The organism is Streptomyces sp. NPDC001728, from assembly GCF_040297565.1.
GTDB lineage: Bacteria > Actinomycetota > Actinomycetes > Streptomycetales > Streptomycetaceae > Streptomyces.
The window spans coordinates 37,289-51,719 of sequence record NZ_JBEOZK010000026.1; the positions used below are offsets into that span (position 1 = coordinate 37,289).

Genomic DNA, 14,431 nt, shown 5'->3' on the forward strand with positions numbered 1-14,431 from the left:
TTCTCCTTGGTCGGTCGGTGGCCGGTCAGCGGCCGGCGGCGGCGAGGCGCGCGGCGAGCCGCGGGTAGACGCGCAGGGCGTTGCCCGAGTAGACGGCGGCTCGCTGCTCGTCCGAGAGGTGCGGGGTGGCCTCGACGTACCGCTTGGTGTCGTCGAAGTGGCGGCCGGTGCGCGGGTCGATGTCGCGGACGGCGCCGATCATCTCGCTGGCGAACAGGACGGACCGGCTGGGGATCACCTGGGTGAGCAGGTCGATGCCCGGCTGGTGGTAGACGCAGGTGTCGAAGAAGACGTTGTCCAGCAGCGCTTCGGGGTCCGGCTTGCCGAGCGCCATCGCCAGACCGCGGAACCGGCCCCAGTGGTACGGCACCGCGCCGCCGCCGTGCGGGATCACGAACCGCAGCGTCGGGAAGTCGGCGAACAGGTCGCCCTGGACCAGCTGCATGAACGCCGTGGTGTCGGCGTTCAGGTAGTGGGCGCCGGTGGTGTGGAAGGCCGGGTTGCACGAGGTGCTGACGTGGATCATCGCGGGCACGTCGTACTCGACCATCGCCTCGTACAGCGGGTACCAGCTGCGGTCGGTCAGCGGCGGCGCGGTCCACCTGCCGCCCGAGGGGTCGGGGTTGAGGTTGACCGTCACCGCGCCGAGCTCCTCGACCGCGCGGCGCAGCTCGGGCAGACAGGTCGCCGGGTCGACGCCCGGGGACTGCGGCAGCATCGCGCCCATCGCGAAGCGGTCGGGGTAGAGGGTGCTGACGCGGTGGACCAGGTCGTTGCAGATCCGCGACCACACCGAGGAGACCGCGAAGTCGCCGATGTGGTGCGCCATGAAGCTGGCCCGCGGCGAGAAGATCGTCAGATCGCTGCCGCGCTCGTCCATGAGCCGCAGCTGGTTGCCCTCGATCGCCTCGCGAAGGTCGTCGTCGCTGATGACCACGTCGTCGGGGTCGGGGGCGGCGCAGCCGGAACCGGCCGCCGCCACCTGCCGGTCGCGCCACTGGGCCAGCTGCGGCGGAGCGGTGGTGAAGTGACCGTGACAGTCGATGATCATGAGTACTCCCGGTGCTCTTCGGGTCAGTTCTGGGGGCGGGTGGGCCAGCCGGTGTACTGCTCCGCGAGGTAGGCGCGCCCGGCGCGCGTCCCCACCACGTTGTCCAGCTCGCCGAGCTGACGCCGCAGGTCGTACGGCGAGGCGCCGGGCGCGGTGTGCAGGAGCCGGGTCATCCAGTACGAGAAGTTCTGGGCCCGCCAGACCCGCTGGAGGGCGCGCGGCTCGTACTCCTCCAGCGCGCCCTCGCCGGTGTCGCCGAGAGCCCTGAGCAGGATCTCGGCGAGCACCTTCACGTCGTGCAGTGCGAGGTTGAGCCCGCGTGCCCCGGTGGGCGGCACGGTGTGCGCCGCGTCGCCCGCCAGGACCATGGAGCCCCACCGCATCGGTTGCTGCACGAAGGAACGGAAGCGCAGCACCGTCTTCTCGGTGATGGCCCCCTCTTTGAGCTGGAAGCCGTCGTGGCCGGCCACGCGCGCCTGGAGGGTCTCCCAGATGCGCTCGTCGGACCAGGCGTCGACGGACTCGTCGGGGTCGCACTGGAAGTACATCCGCTGCACGCTCTCGGTGCGCTGGCTGATCAGCGCGAAGCCGTGCTCGGAGTGGGCGTAGATCAGCTCGGGCGCGCTCATCGGCGCCTCGGCCAGGATGCCGAACCAGGCGAAGGGGTACTCCTTGCCGTAGCGCGTCCGCCGGTCCTCGGGGATCAGGTCGCGGCACATGCTGCGCGAGCCGTCCGCGCCGACCACGTACCGGGCCCGGATCTCGTGGCGGGTCCCGTCGGGCGAGGTGTAGCGGACGCGCGGGGCGTCGGTCGTGACGTCGAGGACCTCGGTGTCCCGGATGCCGAAGTGGACCGTGCCGCCGTCCCGCTCCCGGGCGTTCGCCAGGTCGACGAAGACGTCGGTCTGCGGGTAGAGCCAGACCGAGGCGCCGACCAGCTCCTGGAAGTCGATGCGGTGCGGCCGGCCGTCCACGCGGAGCTCGACGCCCTCGTGCTCGTACCCCTCGCTGAGGATCCGGTCGGAGACGCCGGTGTCGACGAGGTCCCGGGCCACGTCGGCCTCCAGGATTCCGGCGCGCTGCGTCGTCTCGATCTCGTGCCGGGTACGGGTGTCGAGCACGATCGTCTCGACACCCGCGCGACCGAGCAGGTGCGCCAGCATCAGGCCTGCTGGACCGGCACCGATGACCGCGACGGGAACCGAGGCAAGGGTGTCGACGGTGGCGTCGGCCATGGCGTCTCCTCAACAGCTGCGAACGTTCGGAACACCCGAACGTTGACAGCCGGTGCGGGGGCGGGTCGCCGCCGTTTCCGCCAGGCGGAAGCCGGTCGTGGAAGCCGGTCGCGGAAGTCGGTCGTGGAAGCCGGTCGTGGAAGTCGGTCGCGGGGCCGGCCGCCGAAGCCGGTCCCGTATCCGGTCCTCCCGGAACTCGACGGGGCGTCAGGCCGTCGTCGTACGGGTCCGCCGGCCGAGTTCGTCGGAGATCCCGTGCGCCGCCCGCAACAGTGGCTCGCGCAGCCCGCCCGCGCGGCGTGCGTCCCGGGCCGTGAAGACGATCCCCAGGACGGCGCTGACGGGACCGGTCCGGCCGATGCGGACCGGGGTGGCCACGGCGACCGTGCTCTCGGAGAGCTGCCGGTCGCTGACGAAGACCTGCTCGCGCCGGATGCGGTCCAGCTGGGCGCGCAGGGTCTTCGGATCGGTCACGGTGTGCGGGGTCCACGCCCGCAGCGGCGATTCGAGGACCTCCTCCTGGACGTCCCGGGGCGCGTGCGCGAGGAGCACCCGGCCCATCCCGGTGGAGCTGACGGGGAACCGGCTGCCGACCATCGTCAGCAGCTCCACCGACCGGTGCCCGGCGATCCGCTCGACGAACACCAGCTCACTGCCCTCGCGCACCGCGAGCTGGATGTTCTCGTGGGTCCCCTCGTACAGGTCCTGCATGAAGGGCAGGGCCACATCGCGCAGGATCTGGGTACGGGGACACCCCGAGGCGATCTCCCAGAGCCGCAGCCCGACGTGCCAGGACCCGTCCTCGCCGCGCTCCAGCGCCCCCCAGGCCGCCAGTTCGGTGACCACCCGGTGCGCGGTGCTCAGGGCCAGACCCGTGCGCTGGGCGATCTCCGACAGGGTCTGCGCCGGGTGCTCGCGGTCGAAGGCCGCGAGGACCTCCAGGACCTTTCCTGCCGCCGTGCTCCGGGTTGTGCTCACCCGGCAAGTCTCGCAGACCGGCGTTGAGCGGCCCGGCCGGTCGCCGTACCATCTGCCGGACATCCGTACCACCGACCGGACGCTAGGAGCGACGTGGAACGAGAGATCGCCGGACTGTCCTCGATGGCGACCCGGCCGGTCCTGGCCGAGGTCGCCGCGCACATCGGGCTCGCCCACGGCATCCCGGTGCGCTTCGACGCCGCCGGCGGCGTCGAGATCGCACGGCGGGTCCGCGAGGGCGCCGAGGCCGACGTGCTGGTCCTCGCCGCCGGAGCGCTCGCCGCACTGGAGGCGGAAGGGCACCTGGTGGCGGGCACGGCACGCCCGCTGTGGATCTCCCAGGTCGTCGCCGCCGTCCCGGAGGGCGCGCCCGTTCCGGCCCTCGACTCGGAAGCCGACCTGCGGGCCGCGCTCCTGTCGGCGCGGACGATCGCCTACTCCACCGGCCCCAGCGGAACGGCGCTCGTCGAACTGATCGCCCGGCTGGGACTGGCCGATTCGCTCACGGACCGGCTCGTCCAGGCCCCGCCGGGGGTCCCGGCCGGCAGCCTGCTGTCCTCGGGCCGGGCGGATCTGGCCTTCCAGCAGCACAGCGAGCTGATGGACCTCCCGGGCGTCGTCGTGGCGGGCCCGCTCCCGGGCGACACCGCGATCAGCTCGACCTTCGGCGCGGCCGTCCTGGCCACCTCGACCGCCCGCGACCGCGCCCGCGAGGTCCTGGACCTGCTGTCCTCGGTCCCCGCCTCGGCGACGGCCCGCGCCAGAGGCATGTGCCCGGCCACGGACGCGTAGCGGAACCCCCAGGTCAGCGAGCCCCCCACCTACTGGTTCGCCCCCGGGGGTGGCGGTCAGGCAAGATGGGGTGTATCTGCCCACTCACTCTTTGCCGGACGGTTTCTCTTGGCTGAGTTCATCTACACCATGCGCAAGGCGCGTAAAGCGCACGGCGACAAGGTGATTCTCGACGACGTGTTCCTGAACTTCCTGCCCGGCGCCAAGATCGGTGTGGTGGGCCCGAACGGTGCCGGTAAGTCCACCGTTCTGAAGATCATGGCCGGGATCGAGCAGCCGTCCAACGGCGACGCGTTCCTGTCGCCGGGCTACAGCGTCGGCATCCTCATGCAGGAGCCGCAGCTCGACGAGTCGAAGACCGTCCTGGAGAACGTGCAGGACGGCGCGGCCGAGCAGATGGGCAAGCTCAAGCGCTTCAACGAGGTGGCCGAGCTCATGGCCACCGACTACAGCGACGCGCTGATGGAGGAGATGGGCAAGCTCCAGGAGGACCTGGACCACTCCAACGCCTGGGACCTCGACGCCCAGCTGGAGCAGGCCATGGACGCCCTGGGCTGCCCGCCCGGCGACTGGCCGGTCACCAACCTCTCCGGTGGCGAGAAGCGCCGTGTCGCGCTCTGCAAGCTGCTCATCGAGGCCCCGGACCTGCTCCTCCTCGACGAGCCCACCAACCACCTCGACGCCGAGTCGGTGAACTGGCTGGAGCAGCACCTCTCGAAGTACGCGGGCGCCGTCGTGGCCGTCACCCACGACCGCTACTTCCTGAACAACGTCGCCGAGTGGATCCTCGAGCTCGACCGCGGCCGTGCGATCCCCTACGAGGGCAACTACTCCACCTATCTCGACAAGAAGGCCACCCGCCTCAAGGTCGAGGGCAAGAAGGACGAGAAGCGCGCCAAGCGCCTCAAGGAAGAGCTGGAGTGGGTGCGGTCCAACGCCAAGGGGCGTCAGACCAAGTCCAAGGCCCGTCTCGCCCGTTACGAGGAGATGGCGGCCGAGGCCGACAAGATGCGGAAGCTGGACTTCGAGGAGATCCAGATCCCGCCGGGCCCGCGCCTGGGCTCCATCGTCGTCGAGGTCGAGAACCTCTCCAAGGCCTTCGGCGACAAGGTCCTCATCGACGACCTGAGCTTCACCCTGCCCCGTAACGGCATCGTCGGCGTCATCGGCCCCAACGGCGCCGGCAAGACCACGCTGTTCAAGATGATCCAGGGTCTGGAGACCCCGGACTCCGGCTCCATCAAGGTCGGCGAGACCGTCAAGATCTCGTACGTCGACCAGAGCCGCGCCAACATCGACCCCAAGAAGACGCTGTGGGCCGTCGTCTCCGACGAGCTGGACTACATCAACGTCGGCCAGGTCGAGATGCCGTCCCGCGCGTACGTCAGCGCCTTCGGCTTCAAGGGCCCGGACCAGCAGAAGCCCGCGGGCGTGCTGTCCGGCGGTGAGCGCAACCGCCTCAACCTGGCGCTCACGCTCAAGGAGGGCGGCAACCTGCTGCTCCTCGACGAGCCCACCAACGACCTCGACGTCGAGACCCTGTCGTCGCTGGAGAACGCGCTCCTGGAGTTCCCCGGCGCCGCGGTCGTGATCTCCCACGACCGGTGGTTCCTGGACCGGGTGGCCACCCACATCCTCGCCTACGAGGGCGAGTCCAAGTGGTACTGGTTCGAGGGCAACTTCGAGTCGTACGAGAAGAACAAGGTCGAGCGCCTCGGCGCGGACGCCACCCGTCCGCACCGTGCCACGTACAAGAAGCTGACCCGAGGCTGAGGTCAGTGGCCAGACACCTCTACAGCTGTCCTCTGCGCTGGTCGGACATGGACGCCTTCGGGCACGTCAACAACGTCGTCTTCCTGCGGTACCTGGAAGAGGCGCGGATCGACTTCATGTTCCGGCTGGCGCCGGGGGACGGTTCCCCCTCGTTCTCCGGCGGGTCCGTCGTGGCCCGGCACGAGATCGACTACCTTCGACCGCTGGTCCACCGGCACGAGCCGGTGACCGTCGAGTCGTGGGTGACGAAGATAGGCGCGGCGTCGCTGACGATCGCGTACGAGATCAAGGACCCCGACGTGACCTACGTACGGGCGTCCACGGTCGTCGTGCCCTTCGACCTGGAGGCGCAGCGGCCCCGGCGGATCACCGCCGAGGAGCGCGGCTTCCTTGAGGAGTACGTCGACGACGGGATGACGTCCGGGGGAGCGAAGTCCGCCGTATGACCGTGCTCGCGCCGCTGCACTTCGACGACGCCAGGGAGGCGGCGGCGCTCGCCGCCTTCCTGACCCGGCTCGTCCACTACGACCGGGCCGCCGCCGTCCGCCTCCAGGCGGGCGGCGGGGCGCTCGCCGTCTTCGGCCGGCCGCCGTCGTTCGAGGTGCTCGCCATCCGTACGGCCCGGCTGGTCGACGCCGTCGACCTCGACGTCACCGTCTCCGCCGGCGAACTCCTCGAAGGCATCGAGGAGTCGGCGGGCAAGGCGGTCGTCCCGGAATCCGTGACCGGGCCGCCCTGGACGGGCGTCCTCCCGCCCCGGGCCGGCTGGCAGCCGGTCGCCGGACTGCCGGGAGTCGTCGCGATGCGCGGCGCGGTCGCCGCCGCCGTCGCCGAATTCCGGGCGCGGGACGAGGCGTTGCCCGAGGAGCGGCGCACCAGGGCCGAGCGCGACCTCATCGGCCGCGAGATCTGGTCGAGGACCCTCGGGCCGACCGGACTGCCGCTGCGGGCCGTGCACGCCGCCCAGTCGCTGGGCTTCCTGCCACCCGCGGACACCGAGGCACCGGTCGCCCTCCTCGCCTCAGGGCCGTGGCTGCGGCTGCGCACCCCGTACGGCTCGATCGCCCTCCGTACGGTTCCGATGGCGCTGACCGTCACGCCCGGCACGTCCGGGTGACGGAAGGGCCTGATGTCCGCCCGTCGGAGCTCGAGGTCGACGGGGCCCCGGTGTCCGTCCGCTCCCCGGTCGCTCAGCGCTCCGTGTCGTCGGGCCACACCCCGATGTGGTCCTGCTCCAGTTCCAGCGCCACCCGGTGCTCCATGCCCAGGGACTGGGTGTAGTCCGCCGGGAGCTGGAGCCGGCCCGCGCGGTCGAGCATCGCGTACTCCCGTGCCACCAGGGACTCCTGGCCCTGCTCGTCGACCTCCGTGCGGCGCAGCACCTCCGAGGAGGTGCGGCCGTCGCGGATGGCGACCGTACGGCGCACCTCGGAGGCGACCGCCTGGTCATGGGTGACGATCACGATCGTCGTGCCCAGTTCCTCGTTGGCCCGGCGGAAGGCCGCGAAGACCTGCTCGCCGGTGGCCGAGTCCAGCTCGCCCGTCGGCTCGTCGGCGAGGAGGACCGCCGGGTTGTTGGCGAGGGCGACCGCGATGGCGACCCGCTGCTGCTGGCCGCCGGAGAGCTGGTGCGGGCGCCGGTCGCGGGCGTCCGCGATGCCGAGCATCGCCAGCAGCTCCTCGGCGCGCTCCGCCTTGTGCTTCGCCCGGCCCCGCAACTGCATCGGCAGCGCCACGTTCTGAGCGGCCGTCAGATAGGGGAGGAGGTTGCGGGCGGTCTGCTGCCAGACGAAGCCGACGACCTCACGGCGGTAGCGCAGCCGCGCCTTGCCGTCCATCGCGAGCAGGTCGCACCCGGCGACCCGGGCCGCGCCGGCGGTCGGCACGTCCAGGCCCGCGAGGATGTTCATGAGCGTCGACTTGCCCGAACCGGACGCGCCGACCAGGGCCATCAGCTCGCCCTCCTTCACGAGGAGGTCGAGCCCCTGGAGCGCCTGCACCTCCACCCCGTCCGTGGTGAAGATCCGGACCAGCCGGTCGCAGGCGATGAGCGCGTCATGACCGTACGAGGGCCGGTCGCGCCGCGCGGTCGCCCTGCGCTCCAGCTCCTCCAGGGTGGTGGTGTCCGCGGCGGACCCCGCCACGGACGATCCCCGGCTCGACGTCTCGGTCTTCGTCATCGTGCGTCTCCTGCCCTGAGTTCCTTGATCGAGCCCCTGCGTCCCGCCCACCAGGCCTGTCCGCCGGCCGCCAGCGCCGTGATCAGCACGACCACGACGGCGGGCACCACCAGCGACCACGGATCCGCCCGCAGCGGGGCGCTGTCCAGCGGGGCGAACCCCGGAGTCGTCGCCAGCGCCAGCCGGAACAGGTCGATGCCCGGGGCGAGCAGCGGCACCGTCGCCCAGCCGACCAGCATGCCGCCCAGCGCCGCGAGGACCGCCTGCGGCAGCGCTTCGAGTCCGAGCAGCCGCCGCCCCTGCTTCCGGGTCAGGCCCATCGTCCGCAGCCGGGCGAGGAGCGTGGTCCGCTCCGGCGCGCTCTGCATCAGGGAGAGCAGCACGGCCACCACGGCGAAGCCGGCGCCCGCGCCGATCGCGCCCAGGTACATCCCCTCGGCGCCCGACTGGAGGGGCGAGTCCACGTAGGTGGCCCGCTCCTCGCTGCGCATCGACACCATGAGCTTGTCGGACTTCGCCTTCACGGTTGCCCGTAGCGCGGCCCCGTCCTTCGGTCCTGTGACCAGCAGCGCCGTGGCCGCCCGGTGGGTCAGGTCGGCGCCGTTGACGACGAGGAAGTCGGCGTCGGGCAGCGCCGGGGTGGCCGACCGGACGGCGACCACCTTCACCCGGAACACCCCGGCCGCCGTGACGACCTCCTGCGGCGCGCTGCCGAGCCGGTCGGCGACGGACGGCGAGGCGATGGCGGGCAGTACCCGCTCGGTGTCCAGCGCCGCCTCCTTGCCGCCCTTGCCGGTCGTGGCGAGCAGCCGCGCCGGGAACGGGCCGAAGTCCGTCCGGTCCGCGAGCCTGGCGTACGAGCCGGGCTCGACGCCCACCAGGGTGCCGCTCATCGGCTGGGCGGTGGTGCTCTCATGGGACGGCAGGGACACCCCGTACTCGATCTGCACCGGCGCCAGGTCCCGTACCCCCGGGGTTCCCCGGACCCCTTCCTCGAGTCCGGTGGGCAGCCGCGTCCAGTCCACCGAGCCGTCGATCCGCGCGTCCGCGCCGACCGCACGCAGCGCGGCCCGGTCGCGGGCGTCGGCGACACCGGCCAGGACCGAGCCGCCGAAGGCCGCCGTGGTCAGGGCGAGGACCAGCGCGAGCAACGGGAGGGTGCCCGCCGTGGACGAGCGTCCGGCGCGGGCCAGGGCAAGTGGGCCGACCGCCCCGCGCAGCCGTCGAGCGGGCCGGCCGAGCCACCGCAGCGGCAGCGGGTAGAGCCGGACGAGGAGCATGGCGGCGATCAGGCCGACGAGCACCGGGGCGGAGCTCACCAGGGGGTCGGCGGAGTTGCCGGTGCCACGGAGCCGGAGGGACGCCACGGCGCCCACGGCGAGGACGAGCAGGGTGAGTTCGAGGACCGTACGGCGCCGGGAGGGGCGCGCGGTCAGCAGGTCGTCACGGCCGCCGTGCAGGCGCGGCCTGCGGTGGATGACGACGGCCCGTACCGGCAGCACCAGCATCGCGAGCAGGGCGACGCCGACGGCGCCGAGCAGCGACGGTAGCAGCGGGATGTCGCCCGGGCCGGCGCCCGGACCGCCGTCCGGCGGCCGTACGGTGACCACGGCCAGGACCAGGGCGAGCGCGGCGGCCGGTACGGCGACCGCCGAGGTCTCGCCGAGCAGCCGCAGACCGATGCCGGTGAGCGAGGCGCCGCGGGAGCGGATCAGGGACAGTTCGGCGTCCCGGCGGGCGACGAAGAGACCGCCCGTCATGGCGAGGACGACGGCCGCGACCGCGCCGATCCCGAAGACGGCGACGGCCACGACCGGGTTGATCGCCTCGCGCATCGAACGGTACGAGTCCACGATCGTGTCGAGTTCCGTGGTCATCGCGCCGGTGGGCCCCACGACCTCGCGTATCTTCACCAGATCCGGGCCGCCCGCAGCCGAGCCGAGGGCGGCGCCGAGCGCCTCGGTGTCCCGGCCGGTGAGGCGACCGGAGGTGGGCAGGTAGCGGAAGAAGACCTCGGGCTCGCCGGTGGTGGAGAGCACGGCGGGCGCGGAGGCGGGGGAGAGGAGCAGCGCCGCCTGCCAGTAGTAGAACACCTCGTCCCTCTTGATGACCGCGGCGAACACGGGGGTGCGCAGCAGCGGCTCCACGGCCCAGTAGGCGTCGGCGGGGCCGCTCGGCTCCACGATCCCGGTGATCGTGACGGCGATCTGCTCGGAGCCGATCCGGCCCGGCACGTGTACGACGGAACCGGGCTTCAGGTGCAGGGACTCGGCGGTCTTCGGGGTGACCACCGCCTCGGGGGCGCGGGCCGTGCCGGCGGCGAGGCGGCCCGCGCGCAGGGTGGCGTGGGCGGTCAGATCGGACGGCGAGGAGAGCACGAACTCGGGGGAGAGCCCCTGGGGCCGGGGCAGCCACGGGTCGAGCCCCTCGACCCGCTTGACCGTACGGACGCCGTGGACGTTCTGCTTCGGGTCGGTCCGCAGCGGGTCCGGGAGCAGGGCCCGTGCCTCGTCGTGCTGCTTCTGCAGGACGGCGGGGGCGAGACCGGCCTCGCGGGTGGCCTGGGGGAGGTCCAGGCCGGGCGGCGCGGCGGTCAGTTCGAGGACGGCGTTGCGGGGTGCGGCGGTCCGGATGTCGTGCCGCAGGCCCTCGGTCTCGTACCGGTCCATGGCGCGCGGCAGCGCGGCGGCGAGATAGGCGGTGACCAGGACGAGGAGGGCGAGCGAGGCCGCGGCCCAGGGTGCGGTCCGGAGCCGGGTCCGCACCCAGGGCGCCACGGGGCGGGCGGGCTTGTCGGACCGGGACGACCGGGACCGGGGCATGTCGGGGGCCTTCCTGCGTGCGGAGGGTGTGCCGGGGGTCGCCTCGGCGGGGCTCGGGGAAGCGCCCGTGTCCGGGTTCTCCCCGGCCGGCTTCTCCTCGTTCTCCGGGTTCTCCCCGGTGGCGGCGGACATCAGTTCTCCCCCTGGTGGCGCAGGGTCACGGCCGGGTCGGTGCGGCGCAGGGCGATCACCGCGACCATGGCGAGCGGCAGCGCGGCTACCCCGGCGATCAGCAGGGCCACCTGGCCGAGCGGCAGTTCGACGAGGACCGGGGGCACGGGCCGGGCGGCCTGGCCGGTCAGGACCACCAGCGGGACGACCGCACGGGCCAGGACCGTACCGAGTCCGATGCCGATGAGCAGGCCGATGCCGATGAGCAGGCCCTGCTCGGCGGCGATCAGCCGGGCCAGCCGGCGCTGCGGTGTGCCGAGCGCCCGCAGCACGCCGAACTCCGCGGACCGCTCCCGCATGGCGCCGGCCGAGCCGACGGCGAAACCGACGGCGGCGAGCGCCGCGGCGGCGGCGGCGACCGCCATCAGGGCGGCGTTGGGGCCCGCGCCGAGCGGGTCGCCGAGGAGTTCGGCGGCGATCTCGTCGCGTACCAGGACCTGGGCGGGGTCCGCGTTGGGGCGGGCGCGCAGGGCGGCGGCGACATCGGCGGTGCGGCCGGAGTCGACGGTCAGCCACCACTCGGTGGGCGGCACGGTCGCCACCTCGCCGCCGGCGGCCAGATAGCGGTTGACCGAGGCCAGGTCGAGGAGGATCGCACCGCCGTCGTCGGGGGTGGTGACGGCGCTGGTCGCGGAGGCGACCCGGGCGCCGGGGCCGGTGGTCGGCAGCTCGTCGACGACGCGTTCCACGACGGCCTTGACGTGGAGGCCGTCGAGGGAGACCTCGATCAGGTCACCGGGCTTCGCTCCGGAGGCCGCCATGAATCCGCCGGTGGCCACGGCCGCCAGCTTGCTGGGCGCCTTGGGACCGGGGGCGTCCATCCGCAGGGTGAACTCCTCCATGTGCCAGAAGGGGACACCGGTGCGCGCGCCCGTGGCGGCGAAGGTGAGGGAGTACGGGGCGGGCCGGCCGCCGGGTCCGGCGGCGCCGGGGACGCCGGACGTGGGCTTGTCCTTCTGGGGGTCGCCGTTCTCCGTCTGCCCGGAGGTGTGCGCCCAGGTGGCGAGGACCTGGCCCGGGGCGTGGACCTGCTCGCCGCCGTCCGCGCGGACGACGGCGAACCGCTCGACGCGCAGGGTCTGGGTGCCCGTCCGGCCGTCGGCGATCGGGCCGGTGAACTCGAGGCCGATGAGGGTGAGCAGGCCGTTCGAGCCGCCGCCCGTCGCGCCGCCGGGGCCCGCGGTCAGAGCGGCGATGTCGAGGGTCAGCCGGTGGCTGCGGCCGTCGGAGGGCACCGTACCCAGGGCCTGCCGGTACGGGACCCCGTTCGGGTCCTCAAGGACGGCGGTGACCCGGGCCTCGGTGCCGGGCTCGGCGAGCCGCAGGTCGGCGGTGAGGGCCCGGCTGCCGGCGGGCAGCGGGAGGCCGGGGCGGGTCGTCGCCGGGGGTGCGAGCGGGGTGAGCAGGGAACGGGCGGTGACGTCGGCGAGGTCGGGGCGGAGCAGCATGCCACCGGCGGCGTTGCGGGTGTCCACGGCCAGGACGGTCGCGCTCTTCCCGGCCACGTCCATGGTGGTGCGGTGCACCGGGGCGACCGCCTTCACACCCGGTACGGAACCCAGCTGTTCGGTCTGGGTGGGTTCGCCGGGCCCGGCACTGAGGACGCGGACGGCCGCGCCGGCCCGGAAGTCGGCCTGGTCCCGCTGTGAGCGCTCCCACGAGCCGCTCTGCCCGATGGCCAGCATGCCCATCGCGACGGCGAGGACGAGGAGGAGGACGGGGCCCGCGCCCCGCAGCGGTCGGCGGCTGAACTGCCAGCCGGCCAGCGCGGCGGAGAGCCCGCGCCCGGCCGCCGCGCGCCGCTCCGCCAGCTTGGCGGCGGGCGGCAGCAGACGCAGCGTCAGGACGGTGCCCGCGAGCAGGGCGAGGGCGGGCGCGGCGATGAGCACCGGGTCGACGGAACCGCCGCCGGCCTCGTCCGTGCCGAGGGTGCCGCCCGTGGCGGCGGGGCGCTGGAGCTGCCAGTAGGCGACGGCGGCGACGGCGAGCAGACCGAGGTCGGCGCCGGCCCGTACGGGTCCCGGCAGCGAGGCCGAGCGGGCCTTGCGCAGGGAGACGCCCGAGCCGTCCCCGGCGGCGAGCGCGGGGGCGACGACGGCTGCCGCACAGCACAGGGCCACGGCGGCGGCGACCAGCCACACGGAGCCCGACGGCGTCGTGTCGAGCTGCACGCCCAGCGAGGAGAGCGCGGACCGCTCGGCGAAGAGCCCGGTCAGCGGGCCGGAGAGCAGCGGGGCGGCGATGGCCGCGGGCAGGGCGAGCAGCAGCGCCTCGGTGGCGGCGAGCCCCGCGATCCGGCGCCGCGAGCCGCCGCGGGCGCGGAGCAGCGCGGTCTCGCCGGAGCGCTCGGTGCTCAGCAGCCGGGCGACGAGCAGCAGGGCGTACGCGGCGAGCAGCACCAGCTGAACGGCGACGATCAGCACGGTCGAGCGGGAGACGAGCAGGGACCGCTGGGTCTGTTCGAGGACGGTCGGCAGCGAGGTGGACGCCGAGATCGTCGTACCGAAGGCCTCGGTGCCGCCGGCCAGCTTCTTCGGGCCCTCGGTGGCGCTGACGCGCAGGGCGTCCATGCGGTCGGTGGTGAAGCCGGTGAAGTCGGCGGAGCCCAGCCAGGAGGTCTCGCCGGTGCTCAGCGCTCCGGCGGCCAGGACGGCGGGGTCGACGAGCAGCGGCCCGTAGGTGGTGAAGGCGACCGTCCGCACCCCGCGCCCGCCGGCCGGGTCCAGCTGCCAGTACAGGTCGTGGGTGTCGACCGGCCGGTAGACGCCGGTGATCCGGGTCTTCACCGGCCGGTTGTCGAGCCGGTCGGAGAGGTCGAGGACGGTGCCGGGAGTGACACGCAGCCGCCGGGCCGCCTCCTCGGGCAGCGCCGTCTCGATCACACCGGCGGTCCGGGAGGCGGACGGCCAGGCGCCCTTGACGAGGGTGAGCCGCGCGCGGTCGAGCGCGGCGAAGTGGGTCAGGTCGGGGTCGCCCTTACGGGCGGCGGGCGGCTGGAGGCTCCGGGGCAGGGCGTACGGCCCCGAGCGTTCCAGCCGCCGGACGGTCACCGGCAGCCCCTCGAAGGTCCGCCTGGCCCCGTCCTGGACGGCCGCTTCCGCGGAGTCCCGCTTGGCGGCCGGCACCTGCCCGCTCACCAGCAGCGAGGCGGCGGCCGCGGAGCGGCCCCGCAGGCCGGCCTGGAGCGCCGCGTCCCCGATCGCCCCGGAGAAGGAGGCGAGGGTGGCGAGCACCGAGGTGGTCAGGAGCACGGCGAGCAGTGCCGCGGCGAGCAGCAGTCGGTGCGCCCTGACGCGCAGAAATACGAACCCCGTCACCCATCCCCCTGGCCACCCTGATCACGGTGCGCCCGTCGAACACTTCCCGAACGCTCCCGAAACTTCTCCCGGATGCTTTCAGAGTGCACGTGCCGCTGGAAACCGCTTGCGG

Annotated in this window: 10 protein-coding genes; 4 read left to right on the forward strand and 6 right to left on the reverse strand. The window is 73.4% G+C overall.

Annotated features, from left to right (window positions below):
- Window positions 1–25: 25 nt before the first annotated feature.
- The 3 genes from ABT154_RS29845 to ABT154_RS29855 all read right to left on the reverse strand — a co-directional run bounded on the left by ABT154_RS29845 (window position 26) and on the right by ABT154_RS29855 (window position 3,264).
- A complete protein-coding gene (locus ABT154_RS29845; protein WP_351860894.1) occupies window positions 26–1,051 on the reverse strand; it encodes an amidohydrolase family protein in 1,026 nt (341 codons plus the stop codon).
- A gap of 23 nt (window positions 1,052–1,074) precedes the next feature.
- Complete coding sequence (locus ABT154_RS29850; RefSeq protein WP_351860896.1) at window positions 1,075–2,286, reverse strand: 4-hydroxybenzoate 3-monooxygenase; 1,212 nt, start codon at window positions 2,284–2,286, stop codon at window positions 1,075–1,077.
- A gap of 207 nt (window positions 2,287–2,493) precedes the next feature.
- The gene (locus tag ABT154_RS29855; protein WP_317875186.1) at window positions 2,494–3,264 is read right to left on the reverse strand and encodes an IclR family transcriptional regulator; all 771 of its coding nucleotides are present in this window, start codon (window positions 3,262–3,264) and stop codon (window positions 2,494–2,496) included.
- A gap of 93 nt (window positions 3,265–3,357) precedes the next feature.
- Here ABT154_RS29855 and ABT154_RS29860 point away from each other — a divergent pair, with 93 nt between their 5' ends.
- The 4 genes from ABT154_RS29860 (at window position 3,358) to ABT154_RS29875 (ending at window position 6,946) form a co-directional block, all read left to right on the forward strand.
- Window positions 3,358–4,056: a substrate-binding domain-containing protein gene (locus tag ABT154_RS29860; RefSeq protein ID WP_351860898.1), complete on the forward strand. Its 699-nt coding sequence runs from the start codon at window positions 3,358–3,360 to the stop codon at window positions 4,054–4,056.
- Window positions 4,057–4,164: 108 nt separating this feature from the next.
- The gene (ettA, locus tag ABT154_RS29865) at window positions 4,165–5,829 is read left to right on the forward strand and encodes an energy-dependent translational throttle protein EttA (protein ID WP_351860900.1); all 1,665 of its coding nucleotides are present in this window, start codon (window positions 4,165–4,167) and stop codon (window positions 5,827–5,829) included.
- A 5-nt stretch (window positions 5,830–5,834) separates the two neighbouring features.
- Window positions 5,835–6,275 (forward strand): acyl-CoA thioesterase, encoded by a 441-nt coding sequence (locus ABT154_RS29870; protein WP_351860902.1) that lies wholly within the window; start codon window positions 5,835–5,837, stop codon window positions 6,273–6,275.
- Window positions 6,272–6,946, forward strand: coding sequence for a DUF8010 domain-containing protein (locus tag ABT154_RS29875; RefSeq protein ID WP_351860904.1), 675 nt, complete (start codon window positions 6,272–6,274; stop codon window positions 6,944–6,946). The genes ABT154_RS29870 and ABT154_RS29875 overlap by 4 nt, the downstream gene beginning before the upstream one ends.
- A gap of 73 nt (window positions 6,947–7,019) precedes the next feature.
- Here the strand turns inward: ABT154_RS29875 and ABT154_RS29880 are convergent, their stop codons facing one another.
- The 3 genes from ABT154_RS29880 to ABT154_RS29890 all read right to left on the reverse strand — a co-directional run bounded on the left by ABT154_RS29880 (window position 7,020) and on the right by ABT154_RS29890 (window position 14,319).
- Complete coding sequence (locus ABT154_RS29880) at window positions 7,020–8,009, reverse strand: ABC transporter ATP-binding protein (protein ID WP_351860906.1); 990 nt, start codon at window positions 8,007–8,009, stop codon at window positions 7,020–7,022.
- Window positions 8,006–10,831, reverse strand: coding sequence for an FtsX-like permease family protein (locus ABT154_RS29885; RefSeq protein ID WP_351860994.1), 2,826 nt, complete (start codon window positions 10,829–10,831; stop codon window positions 8,006–8,008). Before ABT154_RS29885 ends, ABT154_RS29880 begins: the two co-directional genes overlap by 4 nt.
- Window positions 10,832–10,962: 131 nt before the next feature.
- Window positions 10,963–14,319, reverse strand: a complete 3,357-nt coding sequence (locus ABT154_RS29890) for an FtsX-like permease family protein (RefSeq protein ID WP_351860908.1) — start codon at window positions 14,317–14,319, stop codon at window positions 10,963–10,965.
- Window positions 14,320–14,431: the final 112 nt, after the last annotated feature.